Origin of the sequence: Bradyrhizobium sp. SZCCHNS3002 (assembly GCF_032377435.1) — a bacterium.
Taxonomy (GTDB): Bacteria; Pseudomonadota; Alphaproteobacteria; order Rhizobiales; family Xanthobacteraceae; genus Bradyrhizobium.
The window spans coordinates 87,742-104,032 of sequence record NZ_JAUHHY010000002.1; the positions used below are offsets into that span (position 1 = coordinate 87,742).

14 protein-coding genes are annotated in these 16,291 nt (G+C 67.3%); 9 read left to right on the forward strand and 5 right to left on the reverse strand.

All coding sequences use genetic code 11. The annotated features are described in order from the left end of the window. Positions 1 to 118: 118 nt before the first annotated feature. Complete coding sequence (locus tag QW845_RS04820) at positions 119 to 517, reverse strand: rhodanese-like domain-containing protein (protein ID WP_315800509.1); 399 nt, start codon at positions 515 to 517, stop codon at positions 119 to 121. A 96-nt stretch (positions 518 to 613) separates the two neighbouring features. Between QW845_RS04820 and ftrA the strand changes: the two genes are divergently transcribed. Further along, positions 614 to 1,645: a transcriptional regulator FtrA gene (gene ftrA / locus QW845_RS04825; RefSeq protein WP_315800902.1), complete on the forward strand. Its 1,032-nt coding sequence runs from the start codon at positions 614 to 616 to the stop codon at positions 1,643 to 1,645. Here ftrA and QW845_RS04830 read toward each other — a convergent pair. Further along, positions 1,619 to 3,832, reverse strand: coding sequence for a putative bifunctional diguanylate cyclase/phosphodiesterase (locus QW845_RS04830; RefSeq protein WP_315800510.1), 2,214 nt, complete (start codon positions 3,830 to 3,832; stop codon positions 1,619 to 1,621). The genes ftrA and QW845_RS04830 overlap by 27 nt on opposite strands. Positions 3,833 to 4,226: 394 nt before the next feature. Here QW845_RS04830 and mepA point away from each other — a divergent pair, with 394 nt between their 5' ends. Both mepA and QW845_RS04840 read left to right on the forward strand, forming a co-directional pair. Next, positions 4,227 to 5,168 (forward strand): penicillin-insensitive murein endopeptidase, encoded by a 942-nt coding sequence (gene mepA, locus QW845_RS04835; RefSeq protein WP_315800511.1) that lies wholly within the window; start codon positions 4,227 to 4,229, stop codon positions 5,166 to 5,168. 189 nt (positions 5,169 to 5,357) lie between these two features. Then, positions 5,358 to 5,876: a hypothetical protein gene (locus QW845_RS04840; protein ID WP_315800512.1), complete on the forward strand. Its 519-nt coding sequence runs from the start codon at positions 5,358 to 5,360 to the stop codon at positions 5,874 to 5,876. Between the two features lie 3 nt (positions 5,877 to 5,879). Here QW845_RS04840 and QW845_RS04845 read toward each other — a convergent pair whose 3' ends face one another. Continuing rightward, positions 5,880 to 7,673 carry a potassium/proton antiporter gene (locus QW845_RS04845; protein ID WP_315800513.1) on the reverse strand — a complete coding sequence of 598 codons (1,794 nt, stop codon included), beginning with the start codon at positions 7,671 to 7,673 and terminating at the stop codon, positions 5,880 to 5,882. A 209-nt stretch (positions 7,674 to 7,882) separates the two neighbouring features. Between QW845_RS04845 and QW845_RS04850 the strand changes: the two genes are divergently transcribed. From QW845_RS04850 to QW845_RS04860, 3 genes are all read left to right on the forward strand, one after another. After that, positions 7,883 to 9,202 carry a mechanosensitive ion channel family protein gene (locus tag QW845_RS04850; protein ID WP_315800514.1) on the forward strand — a complete coding sequence of 440 codons (1,320 nt, stop codon included), beginning with the start codon at positions 7,883 to 7,885 and terminating at the stop codon, positions 9,200 to 9,202. 98 nt (positions 9,203 to 9,300) lie between these two features. Then, positions 9,301 to 10,125, forward strand: a complete 825-nt coding sequence (gene map, locus QW845_RS04855; protein WP_315800515.1) for a type I methionyl aminopeptidase — start codon at positions 9,301 to 9,303, stop codon at positions 10,123 to 10,125. Positions 10,126 to 10,222: 97 nt separating this feature from the next. After that, entirely contained in the window at positions 10,223 to 11,026 is an 804-nt protein-coding gene (locus tag QW845_RS04860) for an intradiol ring-cleavage dioxygenase (RefSeq protein ID WP_315800903.1), read from the forward strand. On the opposite strand, the gene QW845_RS04865 is transcribed toward QW845_RS04860, so the two are convergent. Both QW845_RS04865 and mddA read right to left on the reverse strand, forming a co-directional pair. Further along, positions 11,027 to 12,217, reverse strand: a complete 1,191-nt coding sequence (locus QW845_RS04865) for an MFS transporter (protein WP_315800516.1) — start codon at positions 12,215 to 12,217, stop codon at positions 11,027 to 11,029. It lies immediately after the preceding gene. 212 nt (positions 12,218 to 12,429) lie between these two features. Beyond that, entirely contained in the window at positions 12,430 to 13,209 is a 780-nt protein-coding gene (gene mddA, locus QW845_RS04870) for a methanethiol S-methyltransferase (RefSeq protein ID WP_315800517.1), read from the reverse strand. Positions 13,210 to 13,356: 147 nt separating this feature from the next. Between mddA and QW845_RS04875 the strand changes: the two genes are divergently transcribed. The 3 genes from QW845_RS04875 (at position 13,357) to radC (ending at position 16,291) form a co-directional block, all read left to right on the forward strand. Then, positions 13,357 to 14,907, forward strand: a complete 1,551-nt coding sequence (locus QW845_RS04875) for an alpha/beta fold hydrolase (RefSeq protein ID WP_315800518.1) — start codon at positions 13,357 to 13,359, stop codon at positions 14,905 to 14,907. A 60-nt stretch (positions 14,908 to 14,967) separates the two neighbouring features. Then, positions 14,968 to 15,507: an MAPEG family protein gene (locus tag QW845_RS04880; protein WP_315800519.1), complete on the forward strand. Its 540-nt coding sequence runs from the start codon at positions 14,968 to 14,970 to the stop codon at positions 15,505 to 15,507. 70 nt (positions 15,508 to 15,577) lie between these two features. Then, a complete protein-coding gene (radC, locus tag QW845_RS04885; protein ID WP_315800904.1) occupies positions 15,578 to 16,291 on the forward strand; it encodes a RadC family protein in 714 nt (237 codons plus the stop codon).

The window sequence follows — 16,291 nt, forward strand, 5'->3', positions numbered from 1 at the left end:
CACCGGCTGGCGTGAGGCAGACAACTGCCAGCCCCCGTCCCTCGATAGCTCCCGCGGTATGGATCCCGGCGTTCGCCGGGACGACACGGAGGATGGCGTAAGAACCGGGTGCTCAGGTTCAATCGCCGGTCGTGAGCGCAAAGCCCTCGTCCTGCCAGCCGGTGATGCCGCCGATCATCATCTTCACGGGCCGTCCCAGCCGCGCAAGCCGGATCGCGGCGCGGTTGGCGCCGTTGCAGTGCGGGCCGGCGCAGTAGACCACGAACAGCCTGTGGTTCGCGTACTCGGCCATCCGCTCCGCGGTCATGGTCCGGTGCGGGATGTTGATGGCGCCGGCGATATGCCCCCTGGCAAACGAGGCCGGGCCCCTGACATCCACCAGGATGAAGTCCGGAGCTGCTGCATGCAGACTCTCGTGCACGTCCCAGCAATCGGTCTCGAAGGAGAGCATCGCCTCGAAATGGGCGAGCGCCTGGGCTGACGGGGCTGCGGGCACCTCGGTGACATGGGTCGTCATCGTCTCTCTCCTGCGACGTTGCGTGAGCTCCAATCTCGCGCGCTACGCCGGGCGACCCAAGTGACGGATCGGACAAAGTCCGGTAGGTTTCCGCCAATGCAGTCAGCCGCAGCCAGCAGCCCTCCGCACGATCCCGGCCTCGTCGCCGTCATCGCCTATGACGGGCTGTGCACGTTCGAGTTCGGCATCGCGGTCGAAGTCTTCGGGCTGCCACGGCCAGAGTTCGATTTCCCGTGGTACCGGTTCAAGGTGGTTTCGGCCGAGGGACGAAGGTCACGCGCCATCGGCGGCATCGTGGTGGAGGCCGGCGCGCCGCTTGCGCGGCTGAAGGATGCCAGCACGATCATCGTGCCGGGATGGCGCGATCGCAACGAGCGGCCGCCCGAGCGCCTGCTGCGCGCCATCGCGCAGGCGGCGGCGCGCGGGGCGCGGTGCCTGTCGATCTGCTCGGGCGTGTTCGTTCTGGCGGCGGCAGGGCTGCTCGACGGCAGACGCGCCACCACGCATTGGCGGCACATCCCCGACCTGAAGCGACTCTATCCGAATATTCGCATCGAGGAGGACACGCTCTACGTCGACGAGGGCAATGTCATCACCTCGGCCGGCAGCGCGGCGGGCATCGACGCCTGCCTGCATCTGGTCCGGCGTGACTTCGGCAGCAAGGTTGCGAACAGCGTTGCCCGGCGGCTGGTGATGCCGCCGCACCGGGACGGCGGGCAGGCGCAGTACGTCGTCGCACCGGTCCAGGCCCGCCCGGGACGGACGGTCGGCGACGTCATGGATTGGGCACGGGCGCGACTGGCGCAGCCGATCGCGATCAGCGCGATGGCCAAACGCGCCGGGATGAGCGAGCGGACCTTGCTGCGGTCGTTCAAGGACAGCACGGGCGCGAGCCCTGCGGCCTGGCTGCAACAGGAGCGCATGACGCGGGCGCGGGAGCTGCTGGAGAATGCGTCGCTCTCCTTGGCCGATATCTCCGCGCAGTGCGGCTACCGGTCGCTCGAAACGTTTCGGGTCGCTTTCCGGCGCATCGTCGGAACATCACCCGCGGCGTATCGCCGGCGCTTCGAGGCGCGTCCGACATCGGCCGGCGTCGCTCGCTCAAGCCACCAGCGCGTTGCCGGGTGAGGCGCCGTGCATGGCGTCCCGCTGCGCCTGCAACAGCCGGACGATGTCGGCATTGGGCCGGGGCCGGCTGAACAGATAGCCCTGCCCTTCATGGCAGCCCTCGGCGCGCAGACAGCGCAGCTCCGCCTCCGTCTCGACGCCCTCGGCCGTGATCGTCACGCCGAGCCCCTTGCCGAGGCTGACGATCGAGCGGACGATCGCCTGCGCCTCGCGATTGGCGGCGAGACCGCGGATGAAGGACTGATCGACCTTGATCTTGTCGAACGGAAAGCTGCGCAGATAGCTCAGGCTGGAATAGCCGGTGCCGAAATCGTCCATCGAAATGCGGACGCCCAGCGCGCGCAACGCATGCAGGGTGGCCAGCACCTGGCCGCTCTTCTCCAGCACCAGCGTCTCGGTGATCTCGAGCTCGAGCCGGCTCGCCGGCAGGCCCGACTGCTTGAGCACGTCCATCACCAGCGACAGCACATTGCCGACGCGGAACTGCAGCGGCGACATGTTCACGGCGACACGGACGTCGTCCGGCCATTTCGCCGCGTCGTTGCAGGCCTGGCGCAACATCGCGCGGCCAAGCGCCGAGATCAGGCCGGTCTCCTCGGCGACCGGGATGAACTCCGACGGCGGGATCATGCCGCGCTCGGGATGCGGCCAGCGCGCCAGCGCCTCGAAGCCGGTGATGCGTCCGGTCGAGAGGTCGATCAGCGGCTGATAATGCGGCTGTAGCACGTCGCGCTGGATGGCCTCGCGCAGCTCGGATTCGATCTTGCGCCGGCTCTGCGCCCGCGCATCCATGCCGGATTCGAAATAGCTGAAGGTGCCGCGCGTCTCGTTCTTCGCGCGCGACAGCGCCATGTCGGCATTCTTGAGCAGCTTCTCGGCGTCGTCGCCGTCGTTCGGCGCCATGGCGATGCCGATCGTGGCGCCGATCGTCACCGAGCTGCCGTCGATGAGATAGGGATCGGCGATCGCCTCCAGCAGCCGGCGGCAGAGCTGGGCCGCATCCTCCGGCCGCGCCTGCCCTCCCTGCACCACCGCGAACTCGTCGGAGTTCAGTCGCGCGACGATGTCCTCCTGACGCAGGACCGAGCGCAGCCGCTTGCCGACCCCGCGCAACAGCCGGTCGCCGACCGCGTGGCCGAGGGTATCGTTGATCGACTTGAAATTATCGAGGCCGAGCACCAGCACGGCGATCTTCTCGGAGCCGCGCCGCATCTGGGCGAGCTTGTCATCGACCTTCTGGCGCAGCAGGTTGCGGCTCGGCAGGCCGGTCAGCGCGTCGTGCTGGGCCAGGAAGGCGAGCCGCGCCTCGGCGCGCTTGCGCTCGGTGATGTCCATCAGCGCCAGCAGCACCGCGGGCTGGGCGTTGTGGACGAGATGGCGCGAATAGATCGCGAGATCGATCAGGGCGCCATCGGCGCGGACATGCTTCCAGGTGCGCGCCGCCTGCTCCTCGCTGGACTGCTCGCCGGCCCAGGGCGGCTCGCTGTCATAGGCCTGCAGGCTGCGGATGCTGAGCCGCTCGAAGGCATCCCGGCTGTAGCCGTAATGCTGGGCCGCCGCTTCGTTGACGCCGAGCACGCGCCCGTCATCGGTCGCGCAGACGATCATCGGCACCGGATTGCCGTCGAACAGCAGGCGGAACGACTCCTCGCGCTGCTTCAATTCGGTGATGTCGACACGCAGGCCGACGATGCCGCCATCGCCGGTCAGGCGCTCCTCGATCAGGATGGTGCGGCCGTCCGACAGCTTCTGCTCGTGGCGACCGCTCGGATGGAACAGCTTTTCGAGCCGCTCGGCGATCCACTCCTCCTCGCGGCCGGCGGCTTCCGGATAGTCGCCGCGGGCAACGCCGATCCGGATCGTATCCTGCAGCCGGGCGCCGGATTCGAACAGGTCCGAGCTGCGGTTGTAGATTTCGGCGTATTTCTTGTTCCAGAGGATGTAACGGCCGTCGGCGTCGAGGAACACGATCCCCTCGGGAAGAAGGTCGATCGCTTCGATCAGCCGATCATGCGCCTTCTTAGCCTCCGCCATCGCCATTTCGGCGCACTTGCTCCCATCGCCAGGGCCAAGCTTGCGCAGGTTGTGCCGCCGCAATTTCGGGCTTGGCTTGACCGGGTGAACTGCATCGCGGGCGCTTGGCACGCGATTGCGCTTTTTTGCCGTGGGTGGCCGAACGGGCCGCATCGCGTGCCTCACTCTCCTTCTCAAAAGGCAGTTTTCAGCCACGTTTCTGAAAAAATGGTATCTTGATGCAGAACACGACAGCCATTGGTTACGGGAATAGGGAGATGCACTCGCGTATTTGGAGAGTTGAGCCTTGCGCCGAGGATCAACCAAGGGCTGCGGTACAACCAGCGATATGTGACGTCGGTTGCCACCGGCCAGAAAAGACCCGCATACCGTGCAGTGGCCTTGCGCTTATTGTTCATTTACCGAACGAACTCACGCAATTGAACCGAGTTCAGCCAGTTCCGCCAATCCGGCAGCAGGGTTAGAGCCAGGTTAAAATAGCTTGAATGACCTGCTGTTGACGTAGAATTGGGCAACTCGGCCGGTCGGCAAACGCTACACTGGCTTCATGCATGTCCGCCTGATTCTGGTCGCCATCATCAGTTCGGCCGTCATTGCCGCGGCGACCCCGGCCAATGCCCAGGACAAGGGCAGCGTCGAGCCAAAGGCCCTGCCGCCATTGGCGCATCCGGACGATCCGAATACGCCGGCCAAGGAGCTGTTCGCTCGCAGGATCCTGCCGTCGGCGCAACCGACCAAGGTGATTGGAACCTACAATCGCGGCTGCATCGCCGGCGCCGAGCGAATGCCGATCAATGGCGAGGGCTGGCAGGTGATGCGGCTGTCGCGCAACCGCAATTTCGGCCATCCCAACCTGATCGCGCTGCTGAAGCGGCTGGCGACCCGCGCGCACAAGGATGCTGGCTGGCCCGGCATCCTGGTCGGCGATATCGGCCAGCCGCGCGGCGGTCCGGCGCTGAGCGGCCATGCCAGCCATCAGATCGGGCTCGACGCCGACATCTGGCTGACGCCGATGCCCGACCACAGGCTGTCGCGCAACGAGCGCGAGGAGATGTCGGCGGTCATGATGGTTCGGCCCGATCGCCTCGATGTCGATCCGCGCGTGTTCACGAAGGGCCACCTCGCCGTGATCCGGGCCGCCGCCCAGGAGCCGTCGGTGCAGCGCATCTTCGTCAACGCCGCGATCAAGAAGGCGCTGTGCCGGGACGCCAGGGGCGACCGCAGCTGGCTCACCAAGGTGCGGCCGTGGTGGGGACACGACTATCACTTCCACATCCGCATGGTGTGCCCGCCGGGCAACCCGGACTGCCACGGCCAGACCAACCAGGAGGGCGGCGATGGCTGCGGCGACCTCGACTATTGGTTCTCGGACGCGGTGCTGCATCCGCTGCCGCCGAAAGAGCCACCCAAGCCGCCGCAACCGATTACGATGGCGCAACTGCCGCCTGGCTGCCGAGCGGTGCTGCATGCGCCGGACGCCAAGAATTGATTCAGCGACGGCTGACGCGGCGCAGGAATCGCAGTAAGGCTGAATCGCAGTAAGGCTGGATTGCTTTAGAATGACATCGTTCGCGCCGTGAGCGCGACGATCGAAGGGGATGACGGTCCCTCCACCTCCTGTTATCGCGGTATCGAAATGCCGCGCGCCGCTGCGCGGCGCAACAGTCGCGAGTCCGTCATGATCCTGATCCGTCCCGCCACGACTGCCTTCCTCCTCACGCTGGCCGCGAGCTCGGCTGCGGTTGCCGCCGAACCGAGCGGCTGCGACAAATTCAAATGGGACATCGCGCGCGAGCGTGCCGCTCTGACCGCGGCCAACCGCGAGAAGCTGGTATCGGGCGCCGAGATCGCCGCCATCCCGGCCACCGGCATGGTGCTGGAGCTGCGTCCGACGGCCGAGGCCAGGCTGGCGATGCCACCGGAACGCGCGCCCAAGGACGGCACCTTCGCCGGCCTCACGCGGATCACCGCAGCGCCCAAGGCCGGCGTGTACACGATCAGCCTGTCGGCCGCGGCCTGGATCGACGTCGTGCAGGACGGCAAGATCCTCAAACCCGCCGGCTTCAGCGGCGCCACCGATTGCGACGGCATCCGCAAGACCCTGAAGTACGAGCTGGGATCGCATCCCCTGGTGTTGCAGGTCAGCGGCGCGCCGGACAATGCGATTTCGATCGCGGTCCTGCCCGCGGCAGAGTGACGCTCACACTCCCGCAACCGACGACCAGACTTCGGCCAGTCTGCGCTTCATCCGCTCTTTGCGCGTCAGCACCGGCACCTCTTCTTCGTCCTCCGGCAGGCGCAGGCCGACGACGTTGACGCGGCCGCCGGAGATCGAGCGGGCGACCAGCACGATGGTGTCGAGCGCCACGGTCGCGCCTTCCTTCGGCGCGTTGTCGAGGTGGATGTCGAAATAGTCGGCCAGCGTCAGCTTGTCCTCGCCCTCGCCGAGCCTGACGCCATAGATGCCGGCGACCTCGTCGAGCGTATGCTCGGCCGAGACCATGAAGTCGCCGAGCAGATGCGGGTCGGGCGCCGCCGACGGCGGCATGTCGACGAAGAAGCGGTCGAGCGACTCGGCCTTTTCCGGCGGCGCCAGCAGATAGAGGTAGTCACCGGGCGCGATCGGCTCGGCCTCGGGCGGCGACAGGATCTGCTGGTTGCGGATCACCAGGGTCGGCTTCGACCAGGACGGGATCAGGCCGCGGCGGAAGTACAGGCTCTTGGAGCGGATCGAATAGCCGACCAATTGCTGCTCGAGCTGGCCGGGCAGATCGAGTTCGATGCGGCGCGGGCCGCGATCGGTGCGCGGCAGCGCCACGTGCAGCTTGCGCGCGGCGATGCCGAGCGTCCAGCCCTGCGCCAGCAGCGAGATGATCACGACCACGAACGCGACGTCGAAATAGAGATAGGCGTTGGACAGACCGACCAGCAGCGGGATCGAGGCCAGGAAGATCGCGACCGCGCCGCGCAGGCCGGTCCAGGCGATGAACGCCTTCTCACGCCAGTTGAACCGGAACGGATAGAGGCAGAGAAACACCGCGACGGGTCGCGCCACCAGCATCAGCATCAGCGCGACGGCAATCGCCGGCAGCAGGCTGTCGAGCAGCCGCTGCGGCGACACCAGCAGCCCGAGCAGCACGAACATCACGATCTGGGCGAGCCAGGTCGCGGCATCGAGGAAGGTGACGACAGAGTTGTGCGCCCGCGTCGGCCGGTTGCCGACGATCAGGCCGGCGAGATAGACCGCGAGGAAGCCGGAGCCGTGGGCGATCTGCGCCATGCCGAAGATGACCAGCGCAGCGGTGGTCACGAACGGCGCGTGCAGCCCCTGCGGCAGCGAGACCCGGTTGAGGCCGATGACGACGAGGCGGCCGCCGACGATGCCGAACAGCGTGCCGAGCACGGCCTCGCGGACCAGCTCGAACACGAAATGTCCGATACTGCCGTGGCCGACCGAGATCAGCTCGACCAGCATCAGCGTGAGGAACACTGCGAACGGATCGTTGCTGCCGGATTCCGCCTCCAGCGTGGCGCCGACGCGCGGGCGCAGCCGCAGGCCCTGGGCGTGGACCAGCAGGAACACGGCCGCCGCATCCGTCGAGGCAATGACGGCGCCGACCAGCATCGCCTCGGTCCAGCCGAGGTCGAGGGCATATTTCGCCACCGGCGCGGTGATGAAGGCGGTCAACAGCACGCCGACGGTCGCAAGCACCATCGAGGGCGCCAGCACGGTGCGGATGCTCTGGAAGCGCGTGCGCAGGCCACCGTCGAACAGGATCAGCGCCAGCGCGACGGAGCCCACCAGATAGGTGGTGCGGACGTCCTGAAACTCGATATGACCAGGGCCGGAATCGCCCGCCAGCATGCCGATCACCAGGAACACCAGCAGCAGCGGTGCGCCGAAGCGCAGCGCCAGCAGGCTCGACAGGATGCCGGCCATGACGAGGACCGCACCGAGGAGGATCGCAATGCTGACGGCGTCGAGGGATGTCATGAAAAAACGTTGATGAATCCGAGTTTTACATCCTTATCGTCGCCACACTTGCACGCCAACCGGATTTGCTCTTATCGCGGCGATATGCCCATTTTTCCATCCTTGCCAGCGTTCGGGGTATATTTCGCGGCAATCGCCCGTGACGAAAACGAACTAAATCCCGCTGATCCGGCCAACCCGCGCCCCTGTTCCCCTCCGAGACCCCGCTGATGGACCTCGACCTGAAAGACGTTCTCGAATTCCTGCAGACCGTTGGCCGCTCGATCGGCGCCGAGGTCACTTCGCCGTGGTTCTATCTTCAGCTCGGGCTGGTGCTGAGCGGCGCCGGCATCGCCTTTGCCGCCAGCGCCGCCGTGCGCGCCCGCATCGACATGACCTCGCTGGCGATGGGCTGGCCGGGCCCGCTGCGGCAGCTGCTGCGGGTGCTGCTGGAGAGCGTCACCACGGTCGTGTTCGTGATCCTGATGCGGATCGCCCGCACCGGCATGTTGCTGTGGACCTGGCCGAGCCGCAGCTACCTGCTCGCCGTCGCGCTCAAGCTGGCGCTGGCCTGGCTGGTGATCCGGCTGATCACTTCGGTGATCCGCAGCACCTTCATCGTGCAGATCGTGTCGATCTCGGCCTGGCTGGTCGCCGCGCTCAGCATCATCGGCCAGCTCGACAATGTGGTCGACGCGCTCGATTCCATCTCGGTCGTGCTCGGCGGCCTCAGGCTGACGCCGCTGCTGGTGATCAAGCTCGGCGTGCTGCTGCTCGCGGTGCTGTGGCTGACCAACGTCGCCAGCAATTTCGTCGAAAGCCGCATCACGCGCTCGACTGACCTGACACCATCGATCCAGGTGCTCCTGATCAAGATGGTCCGCATGGGCCTGATGATCCTCGGCGTTGCGATTGCGATCAGCGCGGTCGGCATCAACCTGTCGGCGCTGGCGATCTTCTCCGGTGCCGCCGGTGTCGGTATCGGCCTCGGCCTGCAGCGCATCGTCGCCAATTTCGTCGCGGGCATCATCCTGCTGGCCGACAAATCGGTGAAGCCGGGCGATCTCGTCACGATCGGCGACAGTTCGGGGCGCATCAGCGCGATGAACACGCGCTACATCTCGGTCGCCGCCGGCGACGGCCGCGAGTTCCTGATCCCGAACGAGGATCTTGTCACCCAGAAGGTGACCAACTGGACCTACACCGACAAGAACACGCTGGTGAAGGTCAATTTCGGCACCAACTACGACGCCGATCCCCGGGTCGTCTGCAAGCTCGCCACCGAGATCGCGGCCGAGACGCCGCGCACCTTGAAATCGAAGGCGCCGAACTGCCTGCTGACCGAGTTCACCGAGGCCGGCATGAAGTTCTCGCTGACCACCTGGATCGCCGATCCCAGCTACATGGACAGCGTCAAGAGCGAGGTGATGCTGGCGCTGTGGGAGGCCTTCAAGCGCGAGGGCATCCGGGTGCCGTATCCGGTGCGAGAGCTTCGCGTTCGCGGCGGCGCGCTGCCGGTCGAGACCACGCTCGAGGTGCCGACCGGCTAGGGCGGCAGATTCAACCGTACAGACCCGGCTTGCACCGGGCGGCACGATCATTAAATTAGACGATCACCCCGCGACATGTTCGAGAACGAAACAGGCCCATGAACTATATCGAAGCGACCGACGCCGCTGCGCGCAAGAACGGCCAGATCAAGCTGCACGGCCCGAGCGGCTTTGCCGGCATGCGCAAGGCCGGCGCGCTGGTGTCGAAGTGCCTCGATGCGCTCACCGACATCGTCAAGCCGGGCGTGCCGACCTCCCGAATCGACGATTTCGTTCGCGACTTCGCCTTCAGCCATGGCGCCTATCCGGCGACGCTGATGTATCGGGGCTATCGCTACTCGACCTGCACGTCGATCAACCACGTGGTCTGCCACGGCATGCCGAACGACCGGCCGCTGAAGGAAGGCGACATCATCAATGTCGACGTCACCTTCATCGTCGACGGCTGGTACGGCGATTCGAGCCGCATGTATGCGATCGGGCCGATCGCGCGCAAGGCCGAGCGGCTGATCGAGGTGACCTACGAATCGATGATGCGCGGCATCGCCGCGGTGAAGCCCGGCGCCACCACCGGCGATATCGGCCATGCGATCCAGAGCTTCGTCGAGCCGCAGGGCATGAGCGTGGTGCGCGACTTCTGCGGCCACGGCCTCGGCCGGCTGTTCCACGACGAGCCGAACATCATCCATGTCGGCCGTCCCGGCGAGGGCGTGCTGCTCAAGCCCGGCATGTTCTTCACCATCGAGCCGATGATCAATCTCGGCAAGCCGCATGTGAAGATCCTGTCCGACGGCTGGACCGCCGTCACGCGCGACCGCTCGCTGTCGGCACAGTTCGAGCACTCGGTCGGCGTCACCAATGACGGCGTCGAGATCTTCACGCTCTCGGAGCGCCATGGCGAGAAGCCGCTGACGCAGGTGTGAGCGGGCTGCCTGGCCCAATGGTCGCCGGGCGTCCGATTGTTGCCATGCCGGGCTGATCGACTGCCGCTTCCATCGCATGCGACCGCGGGAGGCTGCTCTGACCAACGCAACACGCCGTGGCGTCCTCGGCCTGCTCTCGGCGGGCGCAGCGCTGCTGACGCCGCCGGCCCGCGCAGCGTCGGAGACGGCTCCCGCGTCGGCGAATGCCGACGAGGCCTGCTTCCTGACGCCGCAGTCGGAATCCGGTCCCTATTATCTCGATCCCAAGCTGGTGCGCGCCGAGATCGCCGAGGACCGGCCGGGCGTGCCGCTCAGGCTGCGTCTTCGCGTCATCGAGGCCGGCACCTGCGCGCCGGTACCAGGCGCGCGCGTCGACATCTGGCACTGCGACGCCCGCGGCATCTATTCGGGCTATCCCGGCCAGAGCGACACCCACAAGCTCGACCAGAGCGGCAAGACGTATCTGCGCGGCACGCAGATGGCCGATGCCGCCGGCTGGGCCGGCTTCAGGACGATTTATCCCGGCTGGTATGCCGGCCGCGCCACCCACATCCACTTCAGGGTGTTTGTCGACGACGCCACGGCGCTGACCGGACAGACGTTCTTTCCCGAGGCGCTGAACGAGTTCATCTACACCAACGTGCCGGACTACACGGGACGGCCGAAGCAGCGGCTGGTCATCAATGCCAATGACCGCGTCGCGACCGAAGCCGATCCCGAACACCGCGCGCATTGCGCGGTGAAGGAGGAGCGCGACCACTATCTCGCGACCCTGACGCTCGCCGTGAGCCGCAAGCCGGCCGCCGCGGTCGAGATGCCCACCGGAAAGCTGCCGCCGGCGCCATGGATCAAGGACCGGCTCGCGGCGCTGGTGCCCGGGCTCAAGCGCAGCCCGTTCTGATCAATTCGGCTCGGTGAACTGATAGGCCAAAGCGGCGAGCGGCAGCGCCGTGCCGAGCGCGGCGGCGGCTGTCCAGCCGCCATGGGCGTATGCCCAGGCACCGAGACCGGAGCCGGCGGCGCCGGCGACGAAGAAGGTGGTCATATAGAGCCCGTTCAGCCGGCTGCGCTGGCTGGCGCCGAGCACGAACAGCACGCGATAGCCGAGGATCAGGCTGAGCTGCGCGCCGCAGTCGATCGCGATGGCGGCGATCACCAAAGTCGCCAGCGACCAAGGGGTTCCGAGCGGTGCCGCCAATGTCAGCGCGAAGCCGAGCGCGCACATCAGCATCGAGGCGATCGTCGCCGGCCGCGTCCAGCCACGGTCGGCGATGCGGCCGGCGACCGGCGCCATGATCGCGCCGGCGACGCCGGCCAGCGCGAACAGTGCGATGCCGGTCTGCGACATCCGGAAATCGGGCCCGGCCAGCAGCAGCGGGGACGTGGTCCAGAACACGCTGAAGCCGCCGAACAGCGCGGCCTGGTACAGCGCACGGCGGCGCAGCGCCGGCGTGTCGCGATAGAGCTCGACCATCGAGCCGAGCAGCTGGCCGTAGCTCAGCCGCGCCTGCGGCTCGCGCGGCGGCAGGGCGAGGCGCAGCACGACGGCCAGGATCAGCATGGCGAGCGCCGAGGCGGCATAGATGACGTGCCAGGACGCATGCGCCGCGACGAAGCTCGCCAGCGGCCGCGCCAGCATGATGCCGAGCATCAGGCCGGTGGTGACGTTGCCGACGGTGCGGCCGCGGATCGCCTCCGGCGCCATGTGCCCGGCATAGGGGATCAGGATCTGCACCGCGACCGAGCCGAAGCCGATCAGCAGCGCCGAGAGCAGGAACGTCGACGGGCTCGTCGCCAGCGCCGCGCAGCCGAGCGCGGCCGCGCCGACGATGATGGTCGTGATGACGAGCTTGCGGTTCTCGATGAGATCGCCGAGCGGCACCACGAACAACAGACCCGCGCCGTAGCCGATCTGGCTCATCGTCACCAGCAGTCCCGCGAGCTGCGGCCGCAGCCCGAGGTCGGCGCTGATCGGCCCGATCAGCGGCTGCGCGTAATAGATGTTGGCGACGATCAGCCCGCAGGAAAAGGCCAATAGCAGCGTGATCCAGGCCGACAGCGAGTCGCCGGAATCGGACGTGATGGTGGTCAACGTGGATCTCTCTCGGGGAGGAACGGCAGGCCATAGGGCCCGATGAGAACGGAGGCTGTCGATCTGCGATTTTGCATCGCAGCATTCAAGCCCGACATAGGTGCTGAGGTCCCCCGCTCCAATTCACGTCTGCGTGGGCGCTGCATCGAGCAAGTCCGCAATCAAAGGCGAGCGCGCTCGACGAGGCCCTGGCGACGTCGAGCCCGCGCCGGCTACTGCGCGCCGTGCACCTCCGTCTCGGTCTCGGCAGTCCGCCGGCCGCCGATCAGCCGCGGCAGCAGCATCGGCACCCGGCGGCGGTAGCGCTGGTAGGTGTCGCCGAACTGGGCGACCAGATCGCGCTCCTCAAGCTGCAGCCCGAGCAGGATGTAGGCTGTGCTGAGGGCGGCGAACAGCAGGTGGCCGAGCGACATCTCAGGCGTGGCCCAGAAGGCGAGCAGGAAGCCCAGCATCAGCGGATGACGCACCAGCCGATACAGCAGCGGCGTTCTGAAAGGCTGCGCTGTCCCGGCGCTGCCGCGAAGCGCAAGGACCGCCTGGCGCAGGCCGAACAGGTCGAAATGATCGATCATGTAGGTCGAGGACAGCGCGATGATCCAGCCGAGCCAGTGGAGGCCGGTCAGCACGCCCGCGGCAACACCCTCGACGTGCCAGACCGGATTCGGGATCGGACGCCATTGCCAGAACAGCAGCAGCAGGATCAGGCTGGACAGCAGCACATAGGTGCTGCGCTCGACGGCCGCCGGAATGATGCGCGTCAATGCGCGCTTGAAGGCCGGCCGCGCCATCACGCTGTGCTGGATCGCGAACAGCGCGAGCAGCAGCACGTCGACGACGACGGCCTCGGTCACGGCGCTGGACACGCCGACGTCGATCGACTTGGCCGTGAGATAGTTGTAATTGCCGACGAAACCGACCGCCCATACGAACGACCCAAGAAAGACGGCATAGCTCGTGATGGCGTAGAGCATGATGAGGAGGCGTCCGGACATGAATGTTTCCTTGTTGCATCGAGGACGGCATGGCCGTGATCGAGACGCCCGATCCTGGGATCGGTCACGTCTCGTGCGAGCCTGAGCCCTTACCAATCGACCGTCCCCCGAGCGTCCCCCGGACGCAGCCATGCAGGTCGCATCCCGATGGTTCAGTTCCGCGTCCGGACATTTGGCTTCCCCGAGCTGCATCGCGACGGTCAGCCATGCCCGCTGGCGCTGCGCAAGGGCCTCGCCCTGCTGGTCTATCTGGCGGAAGCCAAAGGCCCCGTCGCGCGGGACGTGCTGGCGACGATGCTCTGGCCCGAGAGTTCGGAAGAGGTGGCGCGCGCAAGGCTGCGCCGCCTGCTGCACCGGCTCCAGCTCACGCTCGGCGACGGCTGCCTCACCATCGATCGCGCGACGGTTCGATGGGCCGCCGCGGTCGAGCTGGAGGTCGACTCGGGGTTGTTCGAAACGGCCTGCGACCGCGGCGAATTCGAGCTGGCCTGCCGCCTCTATTCCGGCGACTTCCTGGACGGCTTCACGCCCGGCGACTGTCCGCAGTTCGAGGAATGGGCGTTCTTCCGGCGTGAAGCCCTGCGCGGCCGGGCAGTCCAGGCGCTGGAGCGCGTGGTGCAGGACCGAAGCGCGGCCGGTGATCATGGCGCCGCCACGGTCCATGCCGCACGCCTCGTCGCGTTCGATCCGCTCAGCGAGGTCTATGGCCGCGCCCTGATCCGCAGCCTGCTGCTGGCCGGCGACCGCGCCGCCGCCGAGCGCCATCTCGGCGCCCTGACACAGCGGCTGCGCGACGAGCTCGGCGTGCCCCCCGAGGCGGAGACGCTGGCGCTGCTGGCGCAGGGCGTCGCGGCCCACGGCGAAAGCGCGCCGCCGACGCGCTATGTCCTCGGCGACGGCGTTCATCTCGCCTATCAGACCTACGGCGCCGGTCCGCTGGACATTCTGCTGCTGCCCGGCTTCGTCTCGCATGTCGAACGGATCTGGGAGGAGCCGCGCTGCCGGGCCTTGCTGTCCGCGCTCGCCAGAATCGGCCGTCTGATCCTGTTCGACCGCCGCGGCATCGGGCTCTCCGACCGGGTCGGTTTCAGCCCGAGCGTCGAGGCGACCGCGCGCGACATCGCGACCGTGCTCGACGCCGCCGGCAGCCGGCGCACGGTGCTGCTCGGCGCCTCCGAGGGCGGACCGGCCTGCATCACCTTCGCGGCCGACCATCCCGAACGTGTCGCCGGGCTGATCCTGTTCGCCTCGCTCGCCAAGGGCAGCGCTGCGGCCGACTATCCGCATGCGCTGCAGGCCGGCCAGTACGGCATCTGGCTGCGGCAGCTCGTGGCCGGATGGGGCGGACCGGCCGGCATCGAGACGTTCGCGCCGAGCCTGGCCGGCGATCCCCAGGCGCGCGCCTGGTGGGCCGGACTGCTTCGCGCAGCATCCAGCCCCGGCGCCATCAAGGGCCTGCTCGAAGCCTTCAGCGATATGGACGTGCGCCACCTGCTCGCACGGATATCCGCACCGACCCTGGTGCTGCACCGTCGCCACGATCGCGCGGTGGTCGTCGGGGCCGGGCGGCATCTCGCCGGCCAGATCCGCCACGCACGTTTCGTCGAGCTCGACGGCGCCGACCATTGGATGTTCGCCGGCGACCAGAGGCCCGTCCTCGCCAGCATCGAAGCCTTCCTCCGCGGTCTGCCATTGTAAGCAGGATCGCCGGACTGGCAAAATGGACGTCGTCCGGTGCCCCAGGAGGACTCGATCGCCATGGCCGAGGATGCAGCATTCCATCGCGAGCAGACCCAGGTCGCCGCCGGCATGGCCGCAGCCGCGCTGATCGCGATCGCGGCCATCGGCGTCGCGCTGTGGCGAGGCGACGGCCCTGCGGAGCCCGCCGCAGAGCGCCTCGCCATCGCGCTGCGGCTCGATCTGTTCGTGATCGTCTGGCTGCTCGCCGCGATCGGCAATGTCGCCCGGCTGCGCTTCTTCTCGGCCCAGGACATCGCCGGCAGCGCGACCACGGTCGCGAGCGATGCGGTCCGCAGGGGAAATGCGATCCTGCAGAACACGCTGGAGCAGGCCGCGCTCGCGGTCACGGTGCATCTCGGCCTGGCGGCGACGCTGCCTCATCCCGCGCCGCTGCTGCTCACGCTCGTGATCCTGTTCGGCCTCGGGCGGCTGCTGTTCTGGCTCGGCTATGCCTGGGGCGCGGCGGGCCGCGCCTTCGGCTTTGCGCTCACCTTCTATCCCACAGCGTTTTCGCTCATCGTCGGCCTCGCCGTCGTGCTGACGGGACGCGCGGCCTAGCAAGGCGCGCCCCATGGCGCGCGAGCACTTCGAGGTTGCAAAAATGCGGCATCACGGCATGCTGACGCCGATGCCCGAGAAAGCCCCTCCTTCCAACGATACGCCGCCGGACACGCCGCACTATCACGGCCACCGGCAGCGGCTGCGCGAGCGCTTTCACAGCGCCGGCCCCGACGCGCTCAACGACTACGAGCTGCTGGAGATGGTGCTGTTCGCCGCGCTGCCGCGGCGCGACGTCAAGCCGCTGGCGAAGGCGCTGCTGAAAACGTTCGGATCGTTCGCCGAGGTGATCCACGCGCCGGAGCCGCGGCTGCGCGAGATCGACGGCGTCGGCGACGCATCGATCACCCAGCTCAAGCTGATCGCCGCCGCCGCGCACCGCATCGCCAGGGGCGAGGTGCGGCAGAAGCACGCGCTGGCGTCCTGGCAGGACGTCATCACCTATTGCCGCACCAGCATGGCGTTCGCCGACAAGGAGCAGTTCAGGCTGTTGTTTCTCGACAAGCGCAATCAGCTGATCGCCGACGAGGTGCAGCAGACCGGCACCGTCGATCATACGCCGGTCTATCCACGCGAGGTGATCAAGCGGGCGCTCGAATTGTCGGCCACCGCGATCATCTTGGTGCACAACCATCCCTCGGGCGATCCGACGCCGTCACAGGCCGACATCCGGATGACCAAGACGATCGTGGAGATCGCCAAGCCCCTGGGAATCACGGTTCACGACCACATCATCGTCGGCAAGAACGGCCACACCAGCCTGAAGAGCATCGGGGTGATGTGA